Below are 25,648 nucleotides of genomic sequence, written 5' to 3'. Positions count from 1 at the left end.
CCCCTTTAGTTTGTGCAAGGAAAGAAAGGTAATCCTTTTCGTTCATAGAGAAATAAGCATATACATCTTTCACATCAGAGACCGTAGTAAGCACGGTGTTGTTGGCTGTTACCAAGGCTCCCTCACGGTAAGAGATAGCCCCTACCACGCCACTTACAGGCGCTTTAACTACCGCGAAACCTATATTGCTTGCGATTTCGTTATAGGCAGCTTGAGCGCGTTGCAGATTGGCCATAGCTGTTTCGAGTTGTACCTTGCTCACAATGTTCTTCTCCACTAGGGGACGAATCTTATTAACCTCTACCTGAGCCACTTCGACTTGAGCCTTAGCTGAGGCGGCTGACTGGTTGAGGGTCTGTGTCTCGAGCTGGAACATAGGCTGCCCTTGGGAGACAGCTTGACCTTCATCCACCAATACCTTAGTGATATAGCCAGAGATTTTCGCCTGTACAGGGCTATTCACGACTCCTTCTATATTGACAGGGAAAGAGAGGTTAGCCGTTGTACGCTGCTCCTCTACGGTAATCACTGGCAACTCCTTAGGAGCACCTGCCCCCATCATAGCACCTGAGGCTTGTTGGTTGCCATTCTTACACCCTACTGCAAAGAGGGCAATACTTGAAAAAATTAAAACTTTATTCATTTTTTTGTTAGTTGTTAATATTGATTTCTATTTTTTCATCTTTTTCTACGCTAAGGACTCCCTTTAGTTGGGCAAAATGAGCCTTCGCTTCTTCTAAAGACTTTTCTTTAGGAATTTTGATAGCAAATCCATTCAGATTCTTATACTCATATAGAATTTCTGCCCCATATTTAGCAAATGCTTCCTTCAGAGGAGTTACTGGTGTCCCTACTTCATAGAGCACGATAAGGGTATCAGTATCTCTCTGTACCTCTTGCTTCTGTATGGTCTTACAAGAAAATAATATAAAACCTACAATGATTAATACAAATTTATTCATTTTCTTATTAGTTGTTAATATTAATTTCTATTTTTCGCTGAGGGAGCTTTTAGCTTCTTGTAAAAGAGCTGCAAGCTCTGTTCATAGTAGGCACGAGCTTGCAGCTCGCGCCAGCGTGTGAGGTTTTTCACTTATCACTTTTCACTTTTCACTAATAACTTATATGTTCCTACTGAAATAAGGATACACAAGGTTATTGAAAAGAGCATGGGGTATTCTGTATCTGCTGAGAACAGTGCTAAGATAGCCCCAATCACTGCGCCCGTAGCAAAGCGGAACATCCCTATAAGTGAGTTAGCGGTACCTGCCGTGCGAGGGAATAGCTCCAAAACAGCCGCATTGGCATTGCTCGATACCACTGATACCATACCCACATAGAAAGCAACCCCTATCGCGGTAGGCCAAAGACCAAGACGGAAAATAGCACAGAGTGCCAACCATAAGCCTGCAACGAGCTGTATACCAAGCCCTATACGTAAGATACGCTCTGTTCCTAAGCGACCTACAAAACGCCCCGAAAGGAAAGTGGCCACCATCATCACCCCTATATTAAGGATAAAAAAGTATCCAAAATGCTGTGGTGCTACTCCATACACCCCTGTATAAACCAGCGAGCCTGAGGTCAAGAAACAGAACATTCCTGAATAGGAGAAGGCATTGGTAAAGATATAGCCAATGACCCTTTTATTGGTAGCTACTGTGCGATAATTACGCAATACCCCTATGATATCCAAGGGAATACGTCGCTCTTTGGGCAAAGACTCTGGGATGCGTAGCCATACCAAAAGGGCAGCGAGCAGTCCCAATACTGTCAATAGGTAAAAAATGGCCTGCCAATGAAACCAATCAGCTATATACCCTCCCAAAATAGGAGCTACCAGAGGCGCCACCATCGTTACAAGCATCACCATGGAAATCATCTTGGAGAAGGCTTCCTTATTGAAAAGGTCTCTGAGTAAGGCTCCTGCAACCACAGCAGGGGCAGAACCAAAAAAGCCTTGCAAAAAGCGCAATATATAAAAATGATATAATTCCCCCACCTGTGTAAGCCACAAGGCAATCACTGCCGCTACGATCACCCCTACAATAATAGTAGGCTTGCGACCATAACTATCCGAGAGCGGCCCCCAGAGCAACTGACCTACGGCAAAGCCCATGGTAAAGAGGGCTAAGGTCGTCTGGATGCGCTCCTTGGAGACGTGTAAGTCCGAGGCTATCGCCCCAAAGGATGGCAAGTACATATCTATCGCCAAAGGAGTGAGCATAGAGAGCAACCCCAAGATGAGGATAAATAGGATATCGGTGCTATGGTTTTTCACTTATTTCTTCTTGTTTTAGTTTTTTCAAAAAATCTTGGGTGAGGTGTTCTATTTGGTTAAGATAATCCAAGAATAACCCCAACTTATGTATTCTTTCCTCCGTAAAAAGGTGTTCATTCTCATTCTGTGCCTTCATATACTGCTGAAAGCGCATCGTAAAATCTTTCTCATAACGAATCAACTCCAAAAATCCTTCAAAACGCTTATTAAAAGGGAAAGACTTAAAGTATTTGCGACGTTTTCCCTCTTTGGTCTCATAATAGATTAGCTCCTTGTCCAATAGCAAGTGGATATTGGTAGAAAGAGCACTCTTACTAACCCCCAATCGCTCTATGAGATCCTCAAAGGTAAGCCCATGCACACAGCCTTCTATAGCCAACACTGAGAGGATTTTGGCAGCCATAGGGGAAAGGTGATGCATGCGGCGGAAGAGTTCCCCCATCATCTCAAGCAAGACAAGCCGTTCTTTCATAATTTTTCGTTCTTCACTTAATCTGGGTGCAAAGATAGTTATTTAGTTCTATCATTTGCGAACTAAATACACAAAATTTTGTTAATATTGTTAGTTTACTTATCTGTGTCTTTTCCATTAACTCATTCGCTTACTATTTATTTGGAAAGATGTTCAATATTTATTATTTTTGCCCAATTTTATTATTTGTGGTCAGTGATTCGGCTACATTGACAATTATCTTATGCGTTTATCTATATATATCCTCTTAGCCCTTTTGGTAGGATGTTCCAAGGGAGGCAATACACATAGTTCAGTGGAGGTGCTATTAAGTAAAGAACCTTCTATGCTGCTACATATCCAGCAGAAAGACCAGTTTGTAAGTCAAACCATTAATCATGATTTTTGGAAGGAGTATTTTAAGTATTACCCTAATGGCAATGTGCAGAACTTACTTAGATCCTTACCTATGGATAAAGATATCTGGGTAGCTTATACTCATGAGGGGGTATACCTAAGTTGTAGGCTACCAGAGCAGGATTCTCTTAGCCCCTGGAAAGCACCTACCTTAGGTCAATTGGACTCAATCACCTTAGAGAATAAAAAGTGGTACTACCTTTGCCAAGACCACAAGCTCCTGATCGGTTCCCTCAAAGACCTTAGCTTCCTTACAGAAGAAGAGGAAGAGACTGCTACGGCTACTCATGAAAGTTTCTACAAACTTGCGAAAACCACCAGCGAGGATGTCCCCGCCAATATGTTCCTCTCCCCTAAGAAAAACAAGGAGTTTGTTGGAGGTATCTTTTCTCCAAAATTAGTAGAACAAATAGGGGATTGGACTGCTTGGGATATTTTCTTAGAAAAACAAACGCTCCGCCTAAGTGGTTCCAGCTTGCACCCTTCCGATAGCATTGCCCAACTACCACTGACCCAACCCAAGAAAAACACCCTTGAGAGTGCCCTTGTCATCCCACAAACAGCTAACAATATTGAGGCTTTTGCTTTTGATGAGGCACTAATTCCTGCTGAGTTTTATTTTGATTTTCAACCTGATATCTCTTCTGTGGCTTTCTTCTCCTTTGCGGGAGATTCATTGGCAACACTACACAGTGAGAACCCTAGCGAAACGTTACGATACTTTACCATTCTCAAAACAGAGACCTTCCAAGGTGTCTCCCTCTACCAGATAGAGGAACTCTCGGATGTACAGTCCTTTTTTGCTATCTTTGGTCATGAGCTTGCCCCTAAGTATATCTATAAGCATGAGGAAGATCTTATCTTTGCCCAAAAGAAGGAAGCTCTTCAGCAGCTTATCAATACAATCCAACTCAAGCAGAGCCTTACCGATCAACGCCGTTTTGGAATCTTGGAGGAGAAGAGCAACAGCCAAACTGCCTTTGTAGCCATAGAAAATCTATCTGAGCATAGTGCCTTTGCCAAGAAATACCCTGCCTTAGCCGCTCGCTATGGCTATGCCTCTCTGCAAATAAGTCCCCAGGAGGATTTTTACCAACTGACCCTCACCACTACCGCTGACAAAGGAGAGACTGCTCTTGCTGATTCAGACACCCCACATGTAGATAGCCAAGAGGGAAGTGCTCCCCTACAAGAGCGTTTCCAAATCATTCTTGACAAAGACGCCCATACCCTCCCCCGTTTTGTCACCAATCACCGTACAGGAGAGCGTGAAGTGGTTATACAAGATACGGATAATCAACTCTACCTTATAGGACATGACGGAAAAATCCTCTGGAAAAAACGACTTGACAGCCCTATTGTAGGGGATATCTATCAAGTGGATCTCTTCCGTAATGGTTTCTTACAATTGGCTTTCAATACCCAATACTCGTCCTATGTGATAGATCGCAATGGCAAGGAGGTGATGCCTTTCTGTCATTCATACAAGAACCCTCTGCTACCCTTGCAAATCTTTGACTATGATAACAATAAGGATTATCGCTTTGTGATATGTGACTTCTATCGTATCCGCCTTAAAGACAGAAAAGGGGAAGAGATTAAGGGCTTTGAGGGAGAACTTGTCCCAGTAGGGATTAAGGCTACTCCTCAGCACATGCGCTTAGCAGGTAAGGACTTTATCGTCTTCCCAAAGGCAGACAATCACCTTAGTATCCTACACCGCAATGGTACTGTACGTATTCCGCTAAGCCAAACCTTTGCTTTCTCTGACAATCCTATACGTGCTTATAAGGACTACATCACCTTTACCACCAAGGATGGCAAGCAATACTATATAGACAGCAATGGGGGCTTACGCCAAGAGAGTCTAGGCGTGGGAGAAGGACATTACTTTGATGTACTGGGAGACACGCAAGTCATACTTAGTGGTAATACCCTGCGTATCAACCAAAAAAAGATAGAGCTCCCCTATGCTGACTATTCACGCCCTCGCTTGGTAGCAACGCCCAAGGGGCTGGTCATCTTGGTGCTTGATGAGCAGAACCATCAGCTCTACCTTATCAATACACAAGGGGAGATCTATCCTCATTTTCCTATTTTTGCACTCTCCCAAGCTGATGTCACTCAGGAGAACGGCAAACTGCTACTGACCTTTTTAAAGGAGAAGAACACAGTAACAGTGGTAAGTGAAGAGTGAACGACAGGGTGGCGCTTTTCACTCTTCACTTTTCATTTTTCACTATAGAAAGTGTCAGTCCATCGCGTATAGGCAGTAGTACCGTCTCTAGGCGTGGATCGGTTGCCAAGCGCTTGTTATACTCCATAAGGATTTGGGTATGCTTATCACTGTCCTTAACAGGTTCCACCACCTTACCACTCCAGAGCACATTGTCGGAGAGGATTACCCCTCCTGGGCGCATCTTGGGCAGCACCACCTCAAAATAATTGAGGTAATTCTTCTTATCGGCATCAATAAAAACCATATCAATTCCATCGGGCAAGGTAGGTAGTACCTCAAGAGCTGGGGCAAAGTGTTGTATAATCTGCTCCCTATAAGGACTCTGCCCGAAATACTTGTTCTGAATCTCCTCATATTCCTCATTTGCCTCTATGGTATGCAGACGACCAGAAGGGATGAGACCCTCTGCCAAGCAGAGGGTCGCATAACCTGTAAAGGTACCTATTTCCACTATATACGTTGGAGCAAGTAGCCGAGAGAGCAAGCTCAAGAACCGTCCTTGCAGGTGACCGCTAAGCATACGCGGCTGCAAGATGCGCAAGTGTGTCTCACGAGTAAGAGCCGCCAGTAGCGGTGGCTCCTGCTGGCTATGTTGCTCAGCATAACGCTCCAAGTCTTCTGAAAGAAAGTGCATAGTTGCTCGTGTTATTGCATTATAGTCATTTCATCTACCACATGCTTGGCGCCCGCATAAGTATCTATACACCAAAGCACATAGCGAATATCTACCACTATGGTACGTTGGAGTTTTTTGTCAAAAATCACATCCCCTGCCATAGCTTCTATATTTCCATCAAATGCCAAGCCGATCAGCTCTCCCTTGCCATTGAGTACAGGCGAACCAGAGTTACCCCCTGTGATATCGTTATTAGTAAGGAAATTCACATGCATAGTACCGTCTTTGTCCAAGTAACGTCCAAAATCACCTTTCTGATACATCTCCATAAACTTCGCAGGCATGTCAAATTCTGCATCCCCTGGTTTGTACTTATCCAACATGGTTTTGAAAGTTGTATAGTAATTCTTCTTGGCATCGTAATTGCGCTTGTCCTTAGGAAGAGACTTCACACTACCGTAGGTAAGGCGCAAGGTAGAATTGGCATCAGGATAGAGGATAAGGCTCACCTTAGAGTCACGCATTCCTTTTACATATTTGCGGAAAGCTTTTTGGTAAGTATCCTTCAACTGCTCGTTTTCACTGCTATAATACTTATCTACCAATACCTTACCTATACGAGCCAATGGGTCATTGTCAAGTGCCTCTTGGCTTGGATTTTGGAAGAATCTGTCCAAATTCTCCTTAGTGGTGAAGATACTGCCAGCGAAAACATCGGCCGCATATCGGCGGAAATCTCCATTATACTGAGACTTGATTTTGTTCAACTCTTCAGGAATATCGGTAGACTTATCGGCATAGAGCTTTAAGTTATCCGCAAAGAGGTCTATCTCAGCTGGGAGGTAGGTTTGGTTATAATAGTTATAAAGACCTTGTGTTATACGTTCCTTGATCTGTGCCTTCTCAGCATCGGAAGAGGAAGCAAGGTAACTAGAGAGCTGTTTTACCAAAGGATTCACCTGAGAGGCAATTTGGCTTGCTCTGAAGAATATAAGCAAGTAGTTTTGGTTAGCTGCTTGTTGGTTGGTCTTAGCAAAGTAGGAAGAAAGGTCTTCCAATACGGAGCCATATTCCGCTTTGTTTGCTTCCTTAGCTGCCCATTTGGCAAATTTCTTTTCCGCCTTGCGCTTAAGTTCAGCGGTCTTGTGAGCGGTAAGCGCATCTATCATTCCTTGGCGATTTTTCCAGTAGTTAGCCAAGCTCGCATAAGCAGAGGCATACTTGAGACGTACTCCATTGTCCGCATCCATGTGTTTTTTCATAGCATCCATAGCTGTTTTGGAGGCTTCTACCCAAGCAGGATAACCATACTTCACCTGTTGGTCTACCCAATAGGAAGGCACCCAACGGTTGGTACGACCTGGGTAGCCCAAGATCATAGCAAAATCCTTCTCTTGTACCCCTTTGAGGCTTACATTGAGGTATTTTTGAGATTTCATCGGGATATTATTAGGCGAGTATTCCGCAGGATTTCCATCTTTATCGGTATATACGCGGAAAACAGAGAAATCACCTGTATGGCGTGGCCACTCCCAGTTGTCGGTATCACCTCCGAATTTTCCCACATTTTCAGGAGGAGTACCCACTAAACGTACATCCTTGAAATCCTGATATACAAAGTAGTAGAATTCATTTCCTTGGAAGAAAGAACGTACAGAAACCACGTACTTACCTCCCTCATCGTTTTCTTTTTGGATTTTGGCAATCTCTTGGTTAAGGGCAGCCTCACGCTCTTTCTCACTCATAGAAGGATTCACTACAGCGAGCATACGATCGGTAACATTGTCCATGCGCACAAAGAAACGCACAAAAAGTCGCTTAGGAGGTAGCTCATCAGCTTTGGTTTTTGCCCAATAGCCATCGCGAAGGTAGTTGTGCTGAGCAGTAGAAAGATCTGCAATTGACCCATAGCCACAGTGGTGATTGGTAATGACCAATCCTTCAGGAGAGATTATACTAGCGGTACAGCTTCCGTTGAACTGCACAATAGCATTCTTAAGACTGTTGTTGTTGATACTGTAAATCTCTTCAGCGGTAAGCTGTAAGCCTTGTTTCTGCATGTCGCGTTCATTCAATCGCTTGAGAAACATAAGGAACCACATACCCTCATCGGCTCTCACCAGTGAAGGCAACAAGAGCAACAAAGAAATCAGAGAGGAAAAAATAACTTTTCTCATTCGTTAGGTTTTTAGGAATTAATAAAGCGCAAAGATAAGGATAATTTGGTAATTAGACAATGGGATAATGAGTCAATTTACCAATTAGACCATAATGCTGATGGGTCAAAGAGACAATTAGTCAATGTGCTGATAAGCTGATGTACCAATGAGTAAATTAGAATTAGCAAATTAGCTAATCGATCAATCGGCTAATCAGCTGAAAATCTTTTAGTTATAAAAATTTACCGTTAAAAATTCCCAAAAGATAATTTTTCTTTGCGAATATTTCATCATTACAAAAGAAGTTTATATATTTGCCTTTGGAAAAAACAGAAAGAAAAATGGGATTATTAGATTTATTTAAGAAGAAAAAATTTGACGAAACAGACTTAAAATCAATAACTTATAAAAGATATTGGTTGGATCCTATTTCTACTATTCTCATTCCTAGCGATTGGGAAGTAACTAATACTGACCGTTTTTTAGCTAAATCTGAAGATGATAGGGCTAACCTAACTGTGATGAGTTCCGAAGAACCTATCAAAGGAGAGATTACCAAAGCCTTCTTTGAACGACTCAAAGGCGAGTTCTTCAAGGAATATGAAAGAGATGGTTTCACCGCACTTGATGAGACCACTGCTAACGAACGCTACATCAGCAAGACTTTCCGCACTTATGACGAGGTAGAGTACCACTTCACTTGTGCTAAAAAGTTTGATGACAAAGCTATCATCACCGAACTTATCCTACGCCACAAAGACCCTTACAGCCTTGAGATGCGCGAATTAGTGGATAAGATAGGTATGAGCATACAGTATGTGGCCGACTTCACCCGCCTCTTCGCAGAACGCTTGGTAACTAAGAATCCCAATGTACAAGTAAGAAAAACCAAAGGTTTGGAAATAGAATGGATGCTCAAGAGTGAGCCTGGACAGCTCATCACTAGCTTCCTTGACAATGCCTATGCCGAATACATGCACCGCAGTGATTTCTACCTGAGTGAAATCATAGAGAAATACGCGAGCTCTATCCTAGAGACTATTCCTAAACAGAAACCAAAACCACAGCCTGAAAAACCGAAAGAAACCGCCAAGGCAGAAGAGCCTGTGATTATCACCACACCGCCTCCTGCACAGCCGCCTAAGCCAGAACCTGCGAAGGCTAAGGAGGAAGCTCCTAAGGCACCACCAGTGAAGGAACAACCTAAAGTAGAAGAAAAACCTATAGAGGCTCCTGCAGCTAAAGAACAACCCAAGCCAGAGGAAAAACCTGTGGAAGCACCTGTGGCGAAGGAAGAACCTAAACCTGTGGAAAAAGAAGAAAAAGCACCACACTTCCCCGATGTGGATGCCTTCACCAAAGAAGAAAAACCAAAAGAGGAAAAACCAGCAACTCCTAAGGAAAAACCAGCCGAAGTGGCAAGACCTGCCTCTGCTCCTATCCTAGGGACCAACCATACAGAAGACGAAGAGATGGAGGAAGCTGTAGTAGGAGGCATTGTTATCAAAAGAGAGGAGATATTCCCACTGGTGAGAACCACTGCCTTCATAGAAGAACTCAAAGCAGAAACTCCTGACTTGCTATATGAAAACATCAATAGTGAATTGGGTGTGATATACCTTGTACGCGATGAGAAGATAAGTCTTACTTTGGGTGATTTGAAGAGCCTAAGACTGGATATGCTTGCCCTTAAGTCGCTCGCGGTACAGAACCTTATCAACCAAATAGAAGTAGGTGTAGATGAAGAAGGTAGTCGCTATACTATCGTAGCCGATGGTAAGTTCGAAGCCAGTTTCTTGGTAGTTTCCGACCTCTGGTCTAAAGATAATATCCCTGTAGAAGGAACCATTATAGTAGGGGTCCCTTCCAACAATGTACTGCTTATCACAGGTAGTGCCAACCCTGCTGATATGAACTGGATCCGCCATAGGGTAGCCCAAGCCTATGTAGAGAACAATATCCCTATCTCAGACAAGCTCTTCGAGATAAAAGGTAACTCTCTTATTCCTTTGTAAGCATAAATATGAAAAAACTACTCTTTTTGATAGTCTCCCTAGTGAGTCTCGCCTGTCAAGCACAGGACGGGGGTAATATTCTTTTGCCCGAAAACCAAAAAAAGAATAATTTCTTTGATAACTTCACCTTAGGAGGAGATGTAGGCTTTACCTTTGGGAAATACCAATGGGGCTTATCCTTAGCTCCCCGTATAGGCTACAAAATTACCAACGACCTTGAGGCAGCCTTTTCAGTAAACTATACCTACCAAGATACAGACTATGCCAAGTATAATATCTTAGGCTTAGGCCCTTCGCTAACCTACTATATAGGTCGCTATTTGTATGTAAATGGATCCTTCCAACATTATTTCGTTAGTACAAAGTCCAAAAGTACTAGAATAACCTACAAGACGGAAGAATCCGCTCTGTACTTAGGAGGGGGGTATATGCAATACTTGGGGGGACGTTCATACCTAAGGTTAGGTCTCACCTACAATGTATTGTATGACAAAAATAAAAGTATTTTCTCCTCTGGCCTTTTTCCTGAGGTGGGGATAGTCATAGGGTTATAATACTTATTTAGCTGATTAAGAATGGAATGGATATACGATCTTTTTGAATTTTCCAAAAAATACCCATTAGATTTTACCCAAATGGGCTTTTGGATATTTTTTATTATCGTATATACAGGGTTTGCCTTTGTCTATAAGCGAATTTTTATACGTAATCTATTCCTTTTCTTAGTAAGTTGTTTCTTCTACTATAAGACCAGTGGTTTGTTCGTCATGCTACTGATATTCAGTACAGTGACAGATTTTTACTTTGGTCGACAGATAGATAGGAGTGAGAATGAGAGCAGGCGAAAACTCTTTGTAACGCTGAGTGTTACCCTCAACTTATTTGTATTGAGCTACTTCAAGTACGCCTATTTCTTCACAGAGTCCTACAACACCATTTTCCATACAGATCATAAGGTATTCAACTACTTGGCCTACTGGGGCAATGGCTTCCATAATAAGGGCTATTTCTCAGTAGATGAGATTGTACTTCCTGTTGGGATTTCTTTCTATACTTTCCAAACGATTAGCTATACGGTGGATATCTATAGGCGCAAGCTCAAAGCCTTGGATTCTATCTTGGATTTCGGGCTGTATGTAACCTTTTTCCCTCAACTCGTGGCAGGGCCTATTGTGCGTGCGGAGGAGTTTGTCCCCCAGATACTGCGACCTACCCAAATCACCCAAGCGGATTTCAACAAGGCAACTTACTTTATATTCAAGGGACTTATCAAGAAGATGCTTTTTGCCAACTTTATAGCCGTGGAGTTCTTAGATAGGGTCTTTGAGATGCCAACCATGTATTCAGGCTTTACCAACCTTATGGCACTGATAGGCTATTCCCTACAAGTATATGGTGACTTTGCTGGTTATACCGATATTGCAATAGGACTGGCACTGCTTATGGGCTTTGAGCTGCCACGCAACTTCAATTCGCCGTATAAGGCTATCAATACAGGGGATTTCTGGAAGCGTTGGCATATCTCCCTTTCTACTTGGCTGAAGGATTACTTATATATTCCTTTGGGAGGAAATCGCACAGGCTCTTGGGCTTCAGTAACTATTGCCTTGGCTCTTGTTTCGGTTGCTCTCATTGGAGTGGGGAACCCTTATTTCTCGCTTATTGTGGGGATATTGCTCCTAGGAGGTACCCTCTTGGCAATGAAGAATGAGCGTTTTCAGCACTATATCACCACCAATATCAACCTTATGCTCACCATGGTATTGGGAGGGTTGTGGCATGGCGCTTCATGGAAATATATTCTATGGGGAGGGATTAATGGTTTGGGAATTGTCTTCTACAAACTCTGGCGCAAGGTAAGCCCTTACGAACATTCCACTCATTGGCTTGCCCATTTTTGGAAAGTCTTTTCCACTTTTATATTTATTGTCTTTGTTCGCCTCTATTTCCGTGGAGAAGATATGGAGCGCATTAACCAATTCTATGGACAACTATGGAATAATATGGACTGGGCAAGTAGCGGGCAGGTACTATGGTACTTCAGAGATGCTTTTGCTGTCATGACTCTGGGCTATGTAGTGCATTGGCTTCCCCAATCCCTTAAGGACAAAATAGAAAATGCTTATTACCAAAGTCCTATCTGGGTAAAAGCCCTTATTGTGGTGGTGGTAGCAGTTATCTGTTATCAAACCTTCTCCAACGAATCACCCGCGTTTATCTACTTCCAATTTTAGTAATTAGTGGTTAGTGATTAGTCATCTTGGAACTAACCACTAACCACTAATTACTAATCACTTTTTCAGTGCTTTATCCACTTCCAAGGTGAAATCACTCAGCACATTCATATAATTGATATATGCATCATAAGGAGATGCGTAAGGAGATACTTTCTTAAGGCGTTGCTCTATGGGAATAAACTTAGTACTCATATAATTGAAGTGATTGCTACACTGCAAACGGCTGTAAGTACGCAATAATCCCTCATCACCAGTAGCCTCTACTTTGGCACTTAGGGCAAAGAGTTCTTCAAAGGCATTTTCCTGCAGTTCATTACCGAGCCATGAGGTGATATCACGTTCTTCATCTGTCCATGAGATAGGATTAGGCACATAGATCGCTTCTTTGGGCACGAAAGTTGCTACCACTTCTTTGGGAGTTAGGAATGCATACTGAGGATCATCCAAGACATATTGTGGCAAATAACGCAAGAAATCAAAGATACCCGAATCAGGCGTATTGTACTTACCAAAAGCCTGATAGTGCATAAAGAGATTCACTACATCACTATCGCGGAGGCTATCCTTAAGCCAATGGGCATACTTCTGAGCTGTAAGCGGATATTCATTCCAATCTCTTGAGGAGAAGCGCAAGGAGATATCATCACTCAATTTAGCGTTTTTAAGCAGTATTTTTACCTTTTCATCCACTGGGTGATGATGAACAAAGTTAGGATTGCGCCAACCCAAAATATGTTTAGCTCCTTCGGTGAGTATGGTACGGAAGCCCAAGCGTGCGATACGCTCCCCTATGCTATCGGAATAGATCAAGGAGGTATTGCGGAAAGTTACAGGGGTCTGCCCAAAAAGTTCTTCTATACGTTGCGCATGTCGCTTAACGTCTCTTTCGAACTCAGTAGTATCACTAGAGAGGGAAGAGAGCGAGTGTGCATAAGGCTCACAAAGGAACTCCACTTGTCCGGTTTTGGCTAAGGCTTGGAAACTGTGAATCACCTCAGGAGCGTGTAGCTCCAAGAGTTCTATAGCACTCCCTGAGAGGGAGAAGGCTACCTTGAACCTGCCCTTGTAGTGATCGATAAGCTCTAACAAAATCTCATTGGCAGGAAGATAGCAATCACGAGCTAATTGCTCTATCTCTGTACGGTTGCGGTAGTAGTCAAAATAATCATGCTGCTTACCTATGTCGAAAAAATGGTATTGACGAAGTTGTTCGGGGTGATGAACTTCAAAATAGAAACATATTGCTTTCATGGTTTTCTTAATTTAAGGAGGTCATGGCGCACAAAGGCACCTACAAATATACGTTTTTTCCCTTATTTTACCAAATAAATAGTACTCAATATAGCACTTGCTGGTAAATATTTTTGAGCTTACTAGCGGCAAATTCCCACTTTAGGGTATTAACCTCAGCGAGTCCTTCTCTCTTAAGGGCTTTGGAGAGTTTCGGATAAGCAATAAGCCCATAGATAGCATCGGCCAAGGCATTTACATCCCAGTAATCCACCTTAATGGCGTGTTCCAGTACCTCCGACACCCCTGATTGCTTAGAGATAATAGTAGGTACCCCACAGCGCATAGCCTCTAGGGGAGAGATACCAAAAGGTTCAGATACGGAAGGCATCACATACACATCACTATAACGGAACATACGCTGTACATCGTCCCCGCGCAAGAAGCCTGTGAAATGGAAGTGTCCACCGAGCTTAAGCTGTGCTACACGCCTTACAGAAGGGGTCATCTTATCCCCATTGCCAGCCATCACAAAGTGTACATCAGGACACATCTTGTGTACCTTGGCTGCCGCTTCTATGAAGTACTCAGGACCTTTTTGGAGGGTTATACGCCCTAAGAAAGTAACAATCTTCTGGTTAAGGGTACGAGGGGGTAGATCTAGATCTTCGTCAGAGAAATCCACTGCATTGTGCACCGTGCTCACCTTATGGGCAGGGATACCATATTTTTCTATGACTATATTACGAGTCCAATCACTTACCGTAATCACATGGTCAGCGCCTTCCATTCCATTTCTTTCGATATCATAGACGATGGTATTTCGGTTGTATTCGCCTCCACGGTCATATTCGGTAGCATGTACATGCACTACCAAGGGCTTTCCACTAATACGCTTGGCGATAAGTCCCGCCTGATAGGTAAGCCAGTCATGAGCATGTATGATATCAAAATCATACTTACTGGCCACAGTTCCCGCTACCAAGGCATAACGATAGACTTCCTCAAGGAGGTTATCCCCATACTTACCAGAGAATTTGAAAGTATTTCTGGTGTTATGGGTGGTGTGTTCCTGTCGGTTGCGCTCTTCTTGCCAATAGGAGGCAAAAACCTCTGGGGAAAGATAAGGGCGTAAGGAGGAACCAATCTCCATGAATTGGATATGTTCTAGGTAATTATCGGAAAGGGTATAGGGTTGGAGCATTTCTTCCTCACTGGCATTGATGATTTTTGCCGCTTCGGGATCTTCATCTCCTGAGGCTCTAGGCATTACAAAGAGTACTTCGACATCATTCTTGGCTAAGCCCTTGGTAAGCCCAAGGCAGGCGGTTCCCAAGCCTCCACTTATATGAGGGGGGAACTCCCAACCGAACATAAGTACTTTCAACTTTTTCATATAGGGTATTATTTTTTGGGTGAATTTTCTTCCTTATAACTATTCATCAGATAGACTGCTCGTACAATCTCAGCTACATTGCGTGCCTGAGAGATACAGCCATGTCCAGAATAGGGTGGGTTACCGTCATAGAACTCAGAGAGCAGACCTATGCCGTAGTTTTTCATATCTTCGCTGTCCTTGGAAAGGAGTTCCTCCGCCTTGGGCACGAAGTCAGCTCCGTAGAGCTTTAGGCAACTTTCTATATAGAAACTCAAAAGCCAAGTATGTGTGCCTCCCTGATAGCTCGCCTCTTCCTGCTCGCCCATAGAGCCTTCGCAACGCCCACGATAGTGTTTGTCATCAGGGGCCAAGGTACGCAGACCTCGCTCTGTCAAGAGTTTATCCTCTACCAAATCAATAATCTGCTTCTTCTGTGTTTCCTTCAGTGGGCTGTAATCCAAAGCACAGGTGATGAGCTGGTTAGGGCGTACCGAAAGGTCTTGTCTGTCCTGATCCACACTATCCGCTAAGTAGCCTAAGCGTTCATTCCAGAAAGTGGAAAGGAAGTGCTCAGCAATCTCGGCAGGGTAGTCCCTCCACGCTTCTATGAAATTATGGTCTTTGGCAGCTTCTGCCAAGGCAAGTGCATAGCATACCGCATTATACCACAGGGCATTGACCTCTACCACATAGCCATTGCGCTCTAGCACAGGCTTACCTGCTATGGTGCCATTCATCCAAGTGAGTGGACGGTGATACCTTTGGTTATAGATGAGCTTATTCTCCCGCATGCTTACCTGTGGGAAAGTACGACCATCACGATAAGCTTCCAATACTTGAGTGAGAGCCGTTGCATACTTATCCCACAAGAGTTCTTTGGGGACGGCTGCCCAACGCTCATATTGCTGGAGTGTCCAGAAGAACCACAAGGAGCCGTCGGAGTTGAACTCAGGGGCAGCATGGCTACTGATAAGGCGGGGGAAAAGTCCGCCTTTTTGGTAAGCCAACATGGAGGTAATCACCTTCTCAAAAAGAGCTGTATTGCCTGTGGCAATGGCGATCCCTGCTAGCGAGAGGAAAGTATTACGCCCATAGGAAAGATGCCAAGGGTAGCCCGCCTTGATACGGGTCTCGTTCAGTTTCTCAATCACAAACTGATTGGCGGCATATTGCAAGCAGTGTTCAAAAGTATCGCGTGGGGCACGCTCTTGAGCAGCCTTGTCAAAATCCCCTACCAGTTCGCCGGATTTCTCCTCTGTTGTGGAGGCAGAAAAAACTAAGGGCTTATTCAGGGTGAGATCTAGCTCAAACTCACCAGGAACGAGCAAGTCCTCTTGATAATCACTACCACGGGCTTTGTCCTTGCTGTACTGTATATTCTTGTACCAATGAGGATCATGCTTGTAGGTCTGCTCCTCACTCAGCTGCATGTATAAGGTAGGAAAGCCTTCATAGAGTTTCATAGCTACTCCTTGGGGCACCCGCTTGTAGTGGGTATCGGCCTCTGGATTTTCCTTGCACAACTGGTGAATATCGCGGAAAGCCAAGAAAGGTTTCAGTCTCAGGCGTACCGATTCAGGTCCTGAAAGCAGCGTATAGCGAATGAGTACCTGTGGCTGCTTGTGGAGCATCATGATGTCCTTCCTTAGGCTCACCCCTGCTACCTGATAGGTTATGGAATAATACTTGTTCAACTCAGATTCGATAATATACTTATGACCCTTAGGGGAAAAGGTATCGGGATACTCATGAATACTAAAGTTGAACTCCTTGTCATTGACGATAATAGTCTCGTCCAAGGAGGAAAGTAACAAGTGGTTACGCCCTAAGAAATTATCTATAGGAATTACGAGAAGTCCGTGATAACGACTCGTATTACAAAAGTTAAGGGTAGTGGAGAGATAGCCCCCTTCTCGGTTGGTGCCGAGAAACTCCCTCTGTAAGGCAAATTCCAAATTCACCAAATCACGCTGCTTGAAACTTAGAGACATCATTTTTAGTTTTGAGTTTTGAATTTTAAGTTAGGTTATAAAATAGTTATTCACTATTCTCTTTTCGTTTTTCATTATTCACTCCACCTTGCTCCAGTCATAGACCCCATCGATAAAGCCTCGCTTTATGGCATCATCTCCGTAATAGCCCATCATCAGGTATTTCTCCCCTTGGGTAAGTTCCCACCAGCCACCTGCATTCATGCTATAGAAATAGGGTTCCTCCTTATAAATAAGCACCCCTGCAACCACACAAGGAAATACACCAAACATATCATGCAACTCACGAAAATCCATCGATCGAGAATGCTTCATTACATACTTTATTGTCTTTTCAGGGATAGACCAACCTTTACACTCCTTGTAATCCCCCGAAGACTGCTCATAAGGAGCATTTTTCTTGGTAAGCAGCAACAATTGATCATCCTTGAGCTGTTTTCTTCGCTTAGCACTAGTAAGGACATCAAATAATTCACCCTTATTAGAGGATTTTCCTGCTACTTTCTTGGGGTAAAGCACTACAGAATCATTCTCATATAGTTGAAAATTATTGGTAACAATAATTTCTTTGGTATATTTTGTCTTATATAAAAAATGAATGATGTAATCCTTTCCAAAGGAGCCATTGTGGTAGTATTCTTCTTTCACCAGTTTTCCATCCTTATAATAATACCAAGTTCCTACACTCATTCCTGTATTGATATCCTCATTGGCTGCGGTACCTTGACAGCCTCTGGCTATCACATGTCCCATCTGATCATAGACTATATGCAGTTCATTACACTTTACGGTATCTATATCATAGATGATACTATCTCTCTGGGTGAAATAATAAGTTTTATCACTTATTTGTCCATTATCATGATACCAATACTCCATAAAAGGCTTGGCATATTCCATATTTTTTTCATAGAAAACGATACGCTTTGTATGCCCCTGAGCATCAAAATAAGAATGATATTCCTTGCAATGGAACGTATCTTTTTCACGGACAAAAAGGCTATCTTTGTGTAAATAGTACTTTCTCACCTCTGGTGGCATATTATGCAAGTTTTCACCAGAAGGAACAATACTATCATAACGTGAATCCTTTAAAGTATTCTGTGCTGAGGTATCCATACCCTCTTGCTTGGAAGAGGTATTCTTACAAGCTGAGAAACATACCAAAAGGATAAAAATACAACCCCAAGCTTTCATTGTTTTTCACTATTTACTTTTCGCTATTCACTTCTCAATACGATTCCTATACGAGGCGGTATATAGAGAGAAATCAAGTTTTCCCCTCCTGTATATTGAGTGAAATGTTCCGTTTGTTCATTGATAAGCCCTTGTCCGCCATAGCAATCACTATCGGTGCAGAGCACATAGGTATATTTACCTGCAGCTACCTCAAACTGATAATCCACAAAGGCCTTATCTGGGTTAAAGCTAAAGACAAACAGATAGCCGCCGCGCTCAAAGGCTAAGAGCTGTCGTTCTATATCTCTGACCAATATATGAGGTTCATAGTCCAAGAGATTCGTTTGCTTGACAAAATGAATCATTGCCCTATCAAAGGCATTGAGATACTTGAATTTCAAGGAGCTATCATCCAAAAGGCTCCACATACGGCGGGCATGGGCATAGCTTCCGCCATTGCCTTCACGAGGAAAATCAATCCATTCGGGGTGTCCCCATTCATTGCCCATAAAGTTCAGATACCCCCCACCAGCAGTGGCTATGGTCAGAAGGCGTATCATCTTATGCAAAGCCATAGCTCGGTCTATCACAAGACTATGATCAAAGACACTCATACCTGTATAAATCTCTTTGTCCGTGAGGCGAAAGAAAATGGTCTTATCCCCCACCAAGGCTTGGTCGTGACTCTCTGCATAGCTTATAGTACGCTCCTCTGCGCGCTTGTTGGTTAGCTCATAATAGATATCCCCTACATGCCACTGGGGATCAGGAACGTCCTCCAAGAGCTTAATCCAATAATCGGGAATACCCATACTCATCTTATAATCAAAGCCTAAGCCCCCTTCACTTATAGGAGAAGCCAGCCCAGGCATACCACTCATCTCTTCAGCTATGGTCAGTGCCTCAGGGTACACCTCATGTACCACTTGGTTCGCCAAAGCCAAATAGGTCAAGGCATCAGTATCTTCATTGCCGTCATAATAAAAACTATACTCGGTAAAGGCTTTACCCAATCCATGATCGTAATAAATCATACTAGTCACCCCATCAAAACGAAAACCATCAAACTGATATTCCTCTAACCAATACTTACAGTTGGAAAGCAGAAAGTTCAACACCTGTCCTTTACCATAATCAAAACAACGAGAGTTCCATGCAGGATGCTGTCCTCTTTCTCCCCGGTGAAAATAGAGGTAATCTGTACCGTCAAAATGACTCAATCCTTCTGCTTCATTGCTCACTGAGTGCGAATGTACTATATCCAAGACGACCCTTATACCCAAACCATGCGCTGCATCTATCAGCTCCTTAAGCTCCTCAGGAGTACCAAAGCGAGAACTTACGGCGAAGAAATTAGATACTTGATAACCAAAAGAACCATAATAAGGATGTTCCTGTATAGCCATCAGTTGTAGGGTGTTGTAACCAAGCTGGGCAATACGTGGGAGTACGAAGAGGCGAAACTCAACAAAGGTACTCACCTTCTGCTGTTCTGTGGACATACCTATATGTGCCTCATATATCAGCGGAGCCTCTCCCCCCTTAGGACGCGAATGTTGCCACTGATAAGAAACAGGCGGCTGCCATACCTGTGCAGTAAAGACCTTTGTATAAGGATCCTGTACTGCCCTTGTCGTATGTGAGGGCAAGCGCTCTCCACTCCCCCCATTCCACTCTACTAAAAGCTTGTATAGCATACCATGAGAAAGCTCCTGAGCAGGCAAGGATAATTCCCAATTCTCCTCACTAACCCGCTGAAAGGCATAATGCTGATTTTTCTGCCAACTATTTCCCTCAAAGAGCAAATACATAGCCGAAGTGTTGGGAGCCCACTCCCTTAACTTCCACTGCCCCTCTGTAAAGTGCAACCCATAATAGAGGTGTGAGTTACAATTGTCCGAGAGGCGTGGCGCTCCTCCTTGCAAAAGACGCGCTTTTTCTTGGTACAAACGATGTCTTTCCTCTATAATGCCCTTATATGGAAGTAAAAGAAAATCATTATCATACAGCATGGCAAAAGCTTTTATGATTTAGGCTGTAAAAATAGCAAAAAAAAATGACTTTAAGTCATAAGAATATGTTATTTTTGTACCTAAAATTTCCCTTTTTAACAGATATTGAAAAAGAAAAGTTTCAAAAAAAACAAGAAGATAAGCAGAAAACCGCCATCTCATTACTTTTGTTTCTCAACACCCCAAATGTACGTTTTTTCACGGTAAAAAACAAGGAAAACAGAAGATTTGTTTACTCCATCAATTCTATCTATAAAATACTATTTCCTATCTTGTTAATAAATATTCCAAGAAGTATTATAAAGGATAAAAATATCTTTTTATCTTTGTGCCCTGAAGAAATATATTTATATGACCGCTAAAAAATTATGGATTTGGCTAGGGGCGACGGTAGCTGCCTCGTTCCTTGTACTGATTCTCTACGGAACAGAAATCTACCGTACAGCTCCTGATTTTCCTTCTAAGATTGTAACCTCTGACGGACAAGTGCTTTACGAAGGACAGGATATCAAGGATGGCCAGAATGTATGGCAGTCCATGGGAGGACAGACAGTGGGTAGTATCTGGGGGCATGGCGCCTATATAGCACCCGACTGGAATGCTGACTACCTGCATCGTGAATCCCTTATTCTACTTGACTTGCTTGCGCAAAAGGACGGCAAGCACTACCAAGATCTTTCTGAAGAGGAACAGGCAAAATACCAAGTACAACTCAAAAAGGAACTTCGTACCAATACCTTTGATGAAACTACTGGTACTATTACCTTCTCTCCTGAAAGAGCTGAGGCAAGCCGACAAATGGCGGCTTATTACAGTAAGCTCTTCATGGACGACCCTTCTATGGAATCTACTCGTAAGAGCTATGCAATTCCTCGCAACGCTATCAAAGACCCCCAACGTATGCACCAAATGAATGCTTTCTTCACTTGGAGTACTTGGGTATGTAGTACCAACCGCCCTGGGGACGAGGTTACTTATACCAATAACTGGCCATACGACCCCTTAGTAGGCAATGTAGCCTCTACTTCCCTACAAATGTGGTCTGGCTTCAGTGTACTGATGCTACTCTTCGGGGTAGGTATCTTAGTTTTCTATCATGCTTATAACAAGGAAGAAGAGGAAAGTGAACATCTGCCTGCTCAAGATCCTATGCGTGAGATGAAACCTACTCCTTCCATGCGTGCAACCCTTAAGTATATATGGATCGTTTCCCTACTCATCCTCGTACAGATGCTTGCCGGAGTTATCACCGCTCACTATGGGGTAGAAGGCGAAGGCTTCTTCGGAATTCCACTTGACTTGGTACTGCCTCAGGCTATTTCGCGAAGCTGGCATGTGCAGCTGGCTATCTTCTGGATTGCTACCTCTTGGCTCGCTACTGGCTTGTATATTGCCCCTGCTGTATCAGGACACGAACCTAAGGGACAGAAATTAGGGGTGAATATCCTCTTCATCGCCTTGCTGATTGTCGTATTAGGCTCCCTAGCAGGTCAATGGTTCGGTGTAATGCAGAAATTGGGCTTAGTGGAAAACTTCTACTTTGGACACCAAGGCTATGAATACTTGGAGCTAGGTCGTTTCTGGCAGATATTACTCCTTGTAGGGCTTTTCCTCTGGCTTTTCCTTATGGTAAGAGCGCTTATTCCTGCGCTCAAACGCAAAGACGAAAGCCGACATCTGCTACTGCTTTTTGTGCTTTCTTCTGTAGCTATTGCTGCTTTCTACGGGGCTGGGCTTATGTATGGGAGACAAACACATATGGCTGTGGCCGAATACTGGCGTTGGTGGGTAGTGCATCTTTGGGTAGAAGGATTCTTTGAAGTATTCGCTACTGTAGTGGCTGCCTTCCTCTTCTCTCGTCTAGGTCTTTTGCGTATCAAGGTTGCCAGCGTATCGGTACTCTTCTCTACCATTGTCTTTTTGGCGGGAGGTATTTTGGGTACATTCCACCACTTATATTTCAGCGCAACTCCTACCGGAGTGTTGGCCTTAGGAGCTACCTTCAGTGCTATGGAGATTGTTCCTTTGGTACTAATCGGTTTCGAGGCTTACCACAACTACAAGCTCTCCCGTACTACCCCATGGATCAAGGCATATAAGTGGCCTATCTACTGCTTTATCGCTATGTGCTTTTGGAACTTCTTAGGAGCTGGTATCTTCGGTTTTGCCATCAATCCACCTATCGCCCTCTATTATATCCAAGGGCTTAATACCACTGCCGTTCACGGCCATGCTGCGCTCTTTGGTGTCTATGGTATCTTGGGGATTGGGTTGATTCTCTTTGTCCTCAGAGGCTTGTATCCGGATCGTCACTGGAATGACAAGCTTATTGGTTGGGCTTTCTGGCTCATCAACATTGGTCTTTTGGTAATGATCACTGTCAGCATCTTGCCTATTGGTATCATGCAAGCTATTGAGGCCATACACCATGGCTATTGGTCAGCTCGATCGGTAGAGTTTATGCAAACCGACCTTATGCAAACTATTCGTTGGCTACGCGTACCAGGAGACTTGCTTCTAGCCTTCGGCGAATTACTCCTTGTTTATTTCATCATAGGCTTAAAAACAGGATGGTCTTTGAAAGAAGAACGGTAATAACATAGTGACCAATTACTAGTGACTAATGACCAATGACAACGTCCTAATAGGATTTGTCATTGGTCATTTTTTATTTGCTCTTCTCATTCCTCGCTTTTCACCCACATACCCAGCTCCAAGTATTCGCTGGCTTTACTTTTCATTTTTCACTTTTAACTTCTAGTTTAAAGAACAGTGTTTGCAAGGGAGCTATATCCACACGCATACGACCATAACTATCTGTGCGGTGGAAATGAGTTTGTACTTCTCCATAGAGTTCGTCTGTCAAGGGATAAGTGCCATCAGGCAAATCCCATGTGGAGAGCAGTTCAGGGGGTATTTGTAGTTCGAAGCCAAAACCGTCCCGCTTACTAAAATTTGCGATGACAAGCCATTTTTCTTGTACTGTTTCGCGAACAAAGCTATAGACCTTGTCATTATAATAAGGGGTATATGCTCGGTTATATTGATGTATATTACGGAAAGCCCCTACTATAGGCAGGTTGAGCAATCGGCAATAATACTCCCTTAGGGCAACCTCTTCAGGGGTAAGTGCGCCCCCATCATAGCGCTTGCCATTGACCCAATGCTGATGGGCAGGTACTCCTATATAATCAAAAATAGAGGTACGAGTAGGCGAGCCAAAACCTGCATTCTCTCGTGCCGCCTCCCCTACTTCCTGACCAAAATAGACCATCACCGAAGCCTCATTAAGGTGAGCGCTTACCGCCATCGCAGGCAAGGCATATCGGGGATCGTGAGCAAAGCCCTCACTAACGATACGTTGCTCATCGTGGTTTTCCATAAAATGAAGCATCTGCGGCCAAATATCTGAAAGGGTGTCCTGTGTCCAGTCTATCCTATCGGTGGAATGTTCATAGCAGATAATATCGCGCAGGGTATCATACAGTCCTACCTTATTATAGAGCGCATCCATCTTACCTATATGCAAGTAATCACGATAGTTATCAGTATTATAGATCTCAGCCAATAGGAAAGCATCGGAACGAATGCTCTTGATAAAGGAATTCAGATAACTCCAAAACTCCACAGGTACCATCTCGGCCATATCATAACGAAAGCCATCCACCCCTAGGGAGAGCCAAAAGGAGACAATTTCCTTGAATTTCTGCCAAGTATTAGGCACTACCCTACTACGCCAAAAAGCATAGTGTGTCCCCGTATCCCAGCGGGCAAATTCTGGAGGAAGACTATCAAAGTCCTTTCTCCCATCGGGAGCCACTCCATAGTTGAGCTTGACCGTCTCATACCAATCGGTCAGGGCAGGGCTGCTGCTACGACTATTACCCGTCCACTTAGCCGGATATTCCTTATAGGGCGTAAGTAGTAACTCTCTTAGGGCAGGTTCCTCAGGTATATAGTCTATGGAGGAGGCTGGCAGGGTAAGAAGTTCCCCTATATTATAATAAAAATTATTATCCCTCGCATAACCTACTTGGATATTGTCCTGCACCCCGAAGCCTTCTACTCCCTTAGGATTGCTAATAGAGTGATAGCAACGTGCCACATGATTGGGTACTATATCTATCATCACTTTCAATCCATGCTGGTGGATACGCTCGACTAAAGCGACAAACTCTTCCAAACGCTTGGTAGGATCGTCGGCCAAGTCAGGATTGACATTATAGTAGTCCTTTATAGCATAAGGAGAGCCTGCACGCCCCTTGACCAAGTAAGGGATATCATTGGGAATACCTATATGGATATAATCCCCCACCAAAGCATGATGGAGTACTCCCGTAAGCCAGATATGGGTAGTCCCCAGCTGCTTGATACCTTCCAAGGCAGCATCCGTGAAGTCGGAAAACTTCCCTATGCCATTTTCTTCCTTTGTTCCATAAGGAACATTATGTGTACAGGTATTTCCAAAAAGACGTACGAGTACTTGATAGATAACTACTTTCATTATCAGTTGTTAGTTTTTAGTTTTTAGTGGTTAGTCTTTATTTGTTAATGTTTTTTACTTTTTACTTTTCATTCTTCTCTTTTTTTGTATCTTTGCCCCAGAATTCTTCTAACCCACCCGACATTATTTCCTCTTACTTAATCCATTATAAAATGAAAAAAATCATTCTACCAGGGATATTGGCGGCGGTTGCTTCCTGCCATTGTCCAAAGACAGCACAATCTGCTGCTCAAGAAACTGTAAAACAAGCGGTTGCACAAGAAAATTGGGGCAATCCAAGCGAGGTAAAAGCCCAAGGCAAATTCCAACTCTCTGGTCTTGCCTATGGTTACAGTGACTTAGAACCTTACATAGATGGGCGTACCATGTCTATCCACTATTCTAAGCACTATTTGGCTTATACCAACAACCTAAACAAAGCGATCGCTGGTACTGCCCTTGAGAGCCAAAGCATAGAACAGATTCTCTCTTCTTTGGATTTGAATAACAAGGCTGTTCGCAACAATGCAGGAGGTTACTACAACCACACACTTTTCTGGGAAATAATGACTCCTAAGAAAACTACGCCTCAAGGCAAGCTATTGGAGCAAATCAATGCTGACTTCGGTTCATTTGAGAACTTCAAAAACCAGTTTGCTGATGCTGCCGCTAAGCAATTTGGTTCAGGTTGGGCATGGCTTGTGGTTGGTCAAGATGGCAAACTACATATAGGCGACACTCCTAACCAAGACAACCCTCTTATGCCCAATATGCCTATACAAGGAACTCCTATCCTTGCTTTGGATGTATGGGAACACGCTTACTACCTAAAATACCAAAACCAACGTCCTAAATATATTGATGCTTTCTTCAATGTTATCAACTGGGACAAAGTAGCGGAAAAGTTCGAACAAAGTAAAAAATAGGTCGCACAAGCGAGTATATGAACAAAAAGTAAAA

The 25,648-nt window shown here is 43.3% G+C and carries 18 protein-coding genes; 6 read left to right on the top strand and 12 right to left on the bottom strand.

The window, feature by feature from the left end:
• The 4 genes from Q0625_RS06875 to Q0625_RS06860 form a co-directional block, all read right to left on the bottom strand.
• On the bottom strand, positions 1-643 hold a 643-nt coding region (locus tag Q0625_RS06875; protein WP_298824982.1), incomplete at its 3' end, for an efflux RND transporter periplasmic adaptor subunit.
• 7 nt (positions 644-650) lie between these two features.
• Positions 651-962, bottom strand: a complete 312-nt coding sequence (locus Q0625_RS06870; protein ID WP_298824979.1) for a hypothetical protein — start codon at positions 960-962, stop codon at positions 651-653.
• 134 nt (positions 963-1,096) lie between these two features.
• Positions 1,097-2,281, bottom strand: a complete 1,185-nt coding sequence (locus Q0625_RS06865; protein WP_298824976.1) for a Bcr/CflA family multidrug efflux MFS transporter — start codon at positions 2,279-2,281, stop codon at positions 1,097-1,099.
• The gene (locus tag Q0625_RS06860) at positions 2,268-2,753 is read right to left on the bottom strand and encodes a helix-turn-helix domain-containing protein (RefSeq protein ID WP_298824973.1); all 486 of its coding nucleotides are present in this window, start codon (positions 2,751-2,753) and stop codon (positions 2,268-2,270) included. The genes Q0625_RS06865 and Q0625_RS06860 overlap by 14 nt, the downstream gene beginning before the upstream one ends.
• Positions 2,754-2,976: 223 nt before the next feature.
• Between Q0625_RS06860 and Q0625_RS06855 the strand changes: the two genes are divergently transcribed.
• Positions 2,977-5,346 carry a hypothetical protein gene (locus Q0625_RS06855; protein ID WP_298824970.1) on the top strand — a complete coding sequence of 790 codons (2,370 nt, stop codon included), beginning with the start codon at positions 2,977-2,979 and terminating at the stop codon, positions 5,344-5,346.
• Positions 5,347-5,371: 25 nt separating this feature from the next.
• On the opposite strand, the gene Q0625_RS06850 is transcribed toward Q0625_RS06855, so the two are convergent.
• Positions 5,372-6,022 (bottom strand): O-methyltransferase, encoded by a 651-nt coding sequence (locus Q0625_RS06850; RefSeq protein ID WP_298824967.1) that lies wholly within the window; start codon positions 6,020-6,022, stop codon positions 5,372-5,374.
• A gap of 11 nt (positions 6,023-6,033) precedes the next feature.
• Positions 6,034-8,181: a S46 family peptidase gene (locus Q0625_RS06845; protein WP_298824965.1), complete on the bottom strand. Its 2,148-nt coding sequence runs from the start codon at positions 8,179-8,181 to the stop codon at positions 6,034-6,036.
• Positions 8,182-8,504: 323 nt separating this feature from the next.
• Between Q0625_RS06845 and Q0625_RS06840 the strand changes: the two genes are divergently transcribed.
• The 3 genes from Q0625_RS06840 to Q0625_RS06830 are packed head-to-tail and all read left to right on the top strand — an operon-like array spanning position 8,505 to position 12,412.
• Positions 8,505-10,178 (top strand): DUF1444 family protein, encoded by a 1,674-nt coding sequence (locus tag Q0625_RS06840; RefSeq protein WP_298824962.1) that lies wholly within the window; start codon positions 8,505-8,507, stop codon positions 10,176-10,178.
• An 8-nt stretch (positions 10,179-10,186) separates the two neighbouring features.
• On the top strand, positions 10,187-10,732 hold the full coding sequence (locus Q0625_RS06835; RefSeq protein WP_298824959.1) for a hypothetical protein: 546 nt from the start codon (positions 10,187-10,189) through the stop codon (positions 10,730-10,732).
• A gap of 21 nt (positions 10,733-10,753) precedes the next feature.
• Positions 10,754-12,412, top strand: coding sequence for an MBOAT family O-acyltransferase (locus Q0625_RS06830; RefSeq protein ID WP_298824956.1), 1,659 nt, complete (start codon positions 10,754-10,756; stop codon positions 12,410-12,412).
• Between the two features lie 57 nt (positions 12,413-12,469).
• Here Q0625_RS06830 and Q0625_RS06825 read toward each other — a convergent pair whose 3' ends face one another.
• From Q0625_RS06825 to Q0625_RS06805, 5 genes are all read right to left on the bottom strand, one after another.
• Positions 12,470-13,666, bottom strand: a complete 1,197-nt coding sequence (locus Q0625_RS06825; RefSeq protein ID WP_298824953.1) for a glycoside hydrolase family 57 protein — start codon at positions 13,664-13,666, stop codon at positions 12,470-12,472.
• 85 nt (positions 13,667-13,751) lie between these two features.
• Entirely contained in the window at positions 13,752-15,041 is a 1,290-nt protein-coding gene (locus Q0625_RS06820) for a glycosyltransferase family 4 protein (protein WP_298824950.1), read from the bottom strand.
• 8 nt (positions 15,042-15,049) lie between these two features.
• Positions 15,050-17,014 (bottom strand): glycogen debranching enzyme N-terminal domain-containing protein, encoded by a 1,965-nt coding sequence (locus Q0625_RS06815; protein WP_298824984.1) that lies wholly within the window; start codon positions 17,012-17,014, stop codon positions 15,050-15,052.
• 78 nt (positions 17,015-17,092) lie between these two features.
• Positions 17,093-18,211, bottom strand: coding sequence for a hypothetical protein (locus tag Q0625_RS06810; RefSeq protein ID WP_298824947.1), 1,119 nt, complete (start codon positions 18,209-18,211; stop codon positions 17,093-17,095).
• A 23-nt stretch (positions 18,212-18,234) separates the two neighbouring features.
• Positions 18,235-20,205: an alpha-amylase family glycosyl hydrolase gene (locus Q0625_RS06805; protein ID WP_298824944.1), complete on the bottom strand. Its 1,971-nt coding sequence runs from the start codon at positions 20,203-20,205 to the stop codon at positions 18,235-18,237.
• Between the two features lie 351 nt (positions 20,206-20,556).
• On the opposite strand from Q0625_RS06805, the gene Q0625_RS06800 reads away from it, so the two are divergent.
• Complete coding sequence (locus Q0625_RS06800; RefSeq protein ID WP_298824940.1) at positions 20,557-22,800, top strand: nitric-oxide reductase large subunit; 2,244 nt, start codon at positions 20,557-20,559, stop codon at positions 22,798-22,800.
• A gap of 142 nt (positions 22,801-22,942) precedes the next feature.
• Here Q0625_RS06800 and Q0625_RS06795 read toward each other — a convergent pair whose 3' ends face one another.
• Positions 22,943-24,709: an alpha-amylase family glycosyl hydrolase gene (locus Q0625_RS06795; protein WP_298824937.1), complete on the bottom strand. Its 1,767-nt coding sequence runs from the start codon at positions 24,707-24,709 to the stop codon at positions 22,943-22,945.
• A gap of 152 nt (positions 24,710-24,861) precedes the next feature.
• Here Q0625_RS06795 and Q0625_RS06790 point away from each other — a divergent pair, with 152 nt between their 5' ends.
• Positions 24,862-25,614, top strand: a complete 753-nt coding sequence (locus tag Q0625_RS06790; protein WP_298824931.1) for a superoxide dismutase — start codon at positions 24,862-24,864, stop codon at positions 25,612-25,614.
• The last annotated feature ends 34 nt before the right edge of the window (positions 25,615-25,648 follow it).

It is taken from the genome of uncultured Capnocytophaga sp., assembly GCF_938029845.1.
Classification (GTDB): Bacteria; Bacteroidota; Bacteroidia; order Flavobacteriales; family Flavobacteriaceae; genus Capnocytophaga.
This window is presented reverse-complemented; position numbering and strand designations above follow the sequence as displayed.

Coding starts and splice junctions, on each gene's coding strand:
- Q0625_RS06825 (WP_298824953.1), bottom strand. CDS start 13,666: ATGAAAGCAATATGTTTCTATTTTGAAGTTCATCACCCCGAACAACTT.
- Q0625_RS06850 (WP_298824967.1), bottom strand. CDS start 6,022: ATGCACTTTCTTTCAGAAGACTTGGAGCGTTATGCTGAGCAACATAGC.
- Q0625_RS06835 (WP_298824959.1), top strand. CDS start 10,187: ATGAAAAAACTACTCTTTTTGATAGTCTCCCTAGTGAGTCTCGCCTGT.
- Q0625_RS06795 (WP_298824937.1), bottom strand. CDS start 24,709: ATGAAAGTAGTTATCTATCAAGTACTCGTACGTCTTTTTGGAAATACC.
- Q0625_RS06845 (WP_298824965.1), bottom strand. CDS start 8,181: ATGAGAAAAGTTATTTTTTCCTCTCTGATTTCTTTGTTGCTCTTGTTG.
- Q0625_RS06830 (WP_298824956.1), top strand. CDS start 10,754: ATGGAATGGATATACGATCTTTTTGAATTTTCCAAAAAATACCCATTA.
- Q0625_RS06860 (WP_298824973.1), bottom strand. CDS start 2,753: ATGAAAGAACGGCTTGTCTTGCTTGAGATGATGGGGGAACTCTTCCGC.
- Q0625_RS06870 (WP_298824979.1), bottom strand. CDS start 962: ATGAATAAATTTGTATTAATCATTGTAGGTTTTATATTATTTTCTTGT.
- Q0625_RS06840 (WP_298824962.1), top strand. CDS start 8,505: ATGGGATTATTAGATTTATTTAAGAAGAAAAAATTTGACGAAACAGAC.
- Q0625_RS06820 (WP_298824950.1), bottom strand. CDS start 15,041: ATGAAAAAGTTGAAAGTACTTATGTTCGGTTGGGAGTTCCCCCCTCAT.
- Q0625_RS06790 (WP_298824931.1), top strand. CDS start 24,862: ATGAAAAAAATCATTCTACCAGGGATATTGGCGGCGGTTGCTTCCTGC.
- Q0625_RS06815 (WP_298824984.1), bottom strand. CDS start 17,014: ATGTCTCTAAGTTTCAAGCAGCGTGATTTGGTGAATTTGGAATTTGCC.
- Q0625_RS06805 (WP_298824944.1), bottom strand. CDS start 20,205: ATGCTGTATGATAATGATTTTCTTTTACTTCCATATAAGGGCATTATA.
- Q0625_RS06800 (WP_298824940.1), top strand. CDS start 20,557: ATGACCGCTAAAAAATTATGGATTTGGCTAGGGGCGACGGTAGCTGCC.
- Q0625_RS06810 (WP_298824947.1), bottom strand. CDS start 18,211: ATGAAAGCTTGGGGTTGTATTTTTATCCTTTTGGTATGTTTCTCAGCT.
- Q0625_RS06855 (WP_298824970.1), top strand. CDS start 2,977: ATGCGTTTATCTATATATATCCTCTTAGCCCTTTTGGTAGGATGTTCC.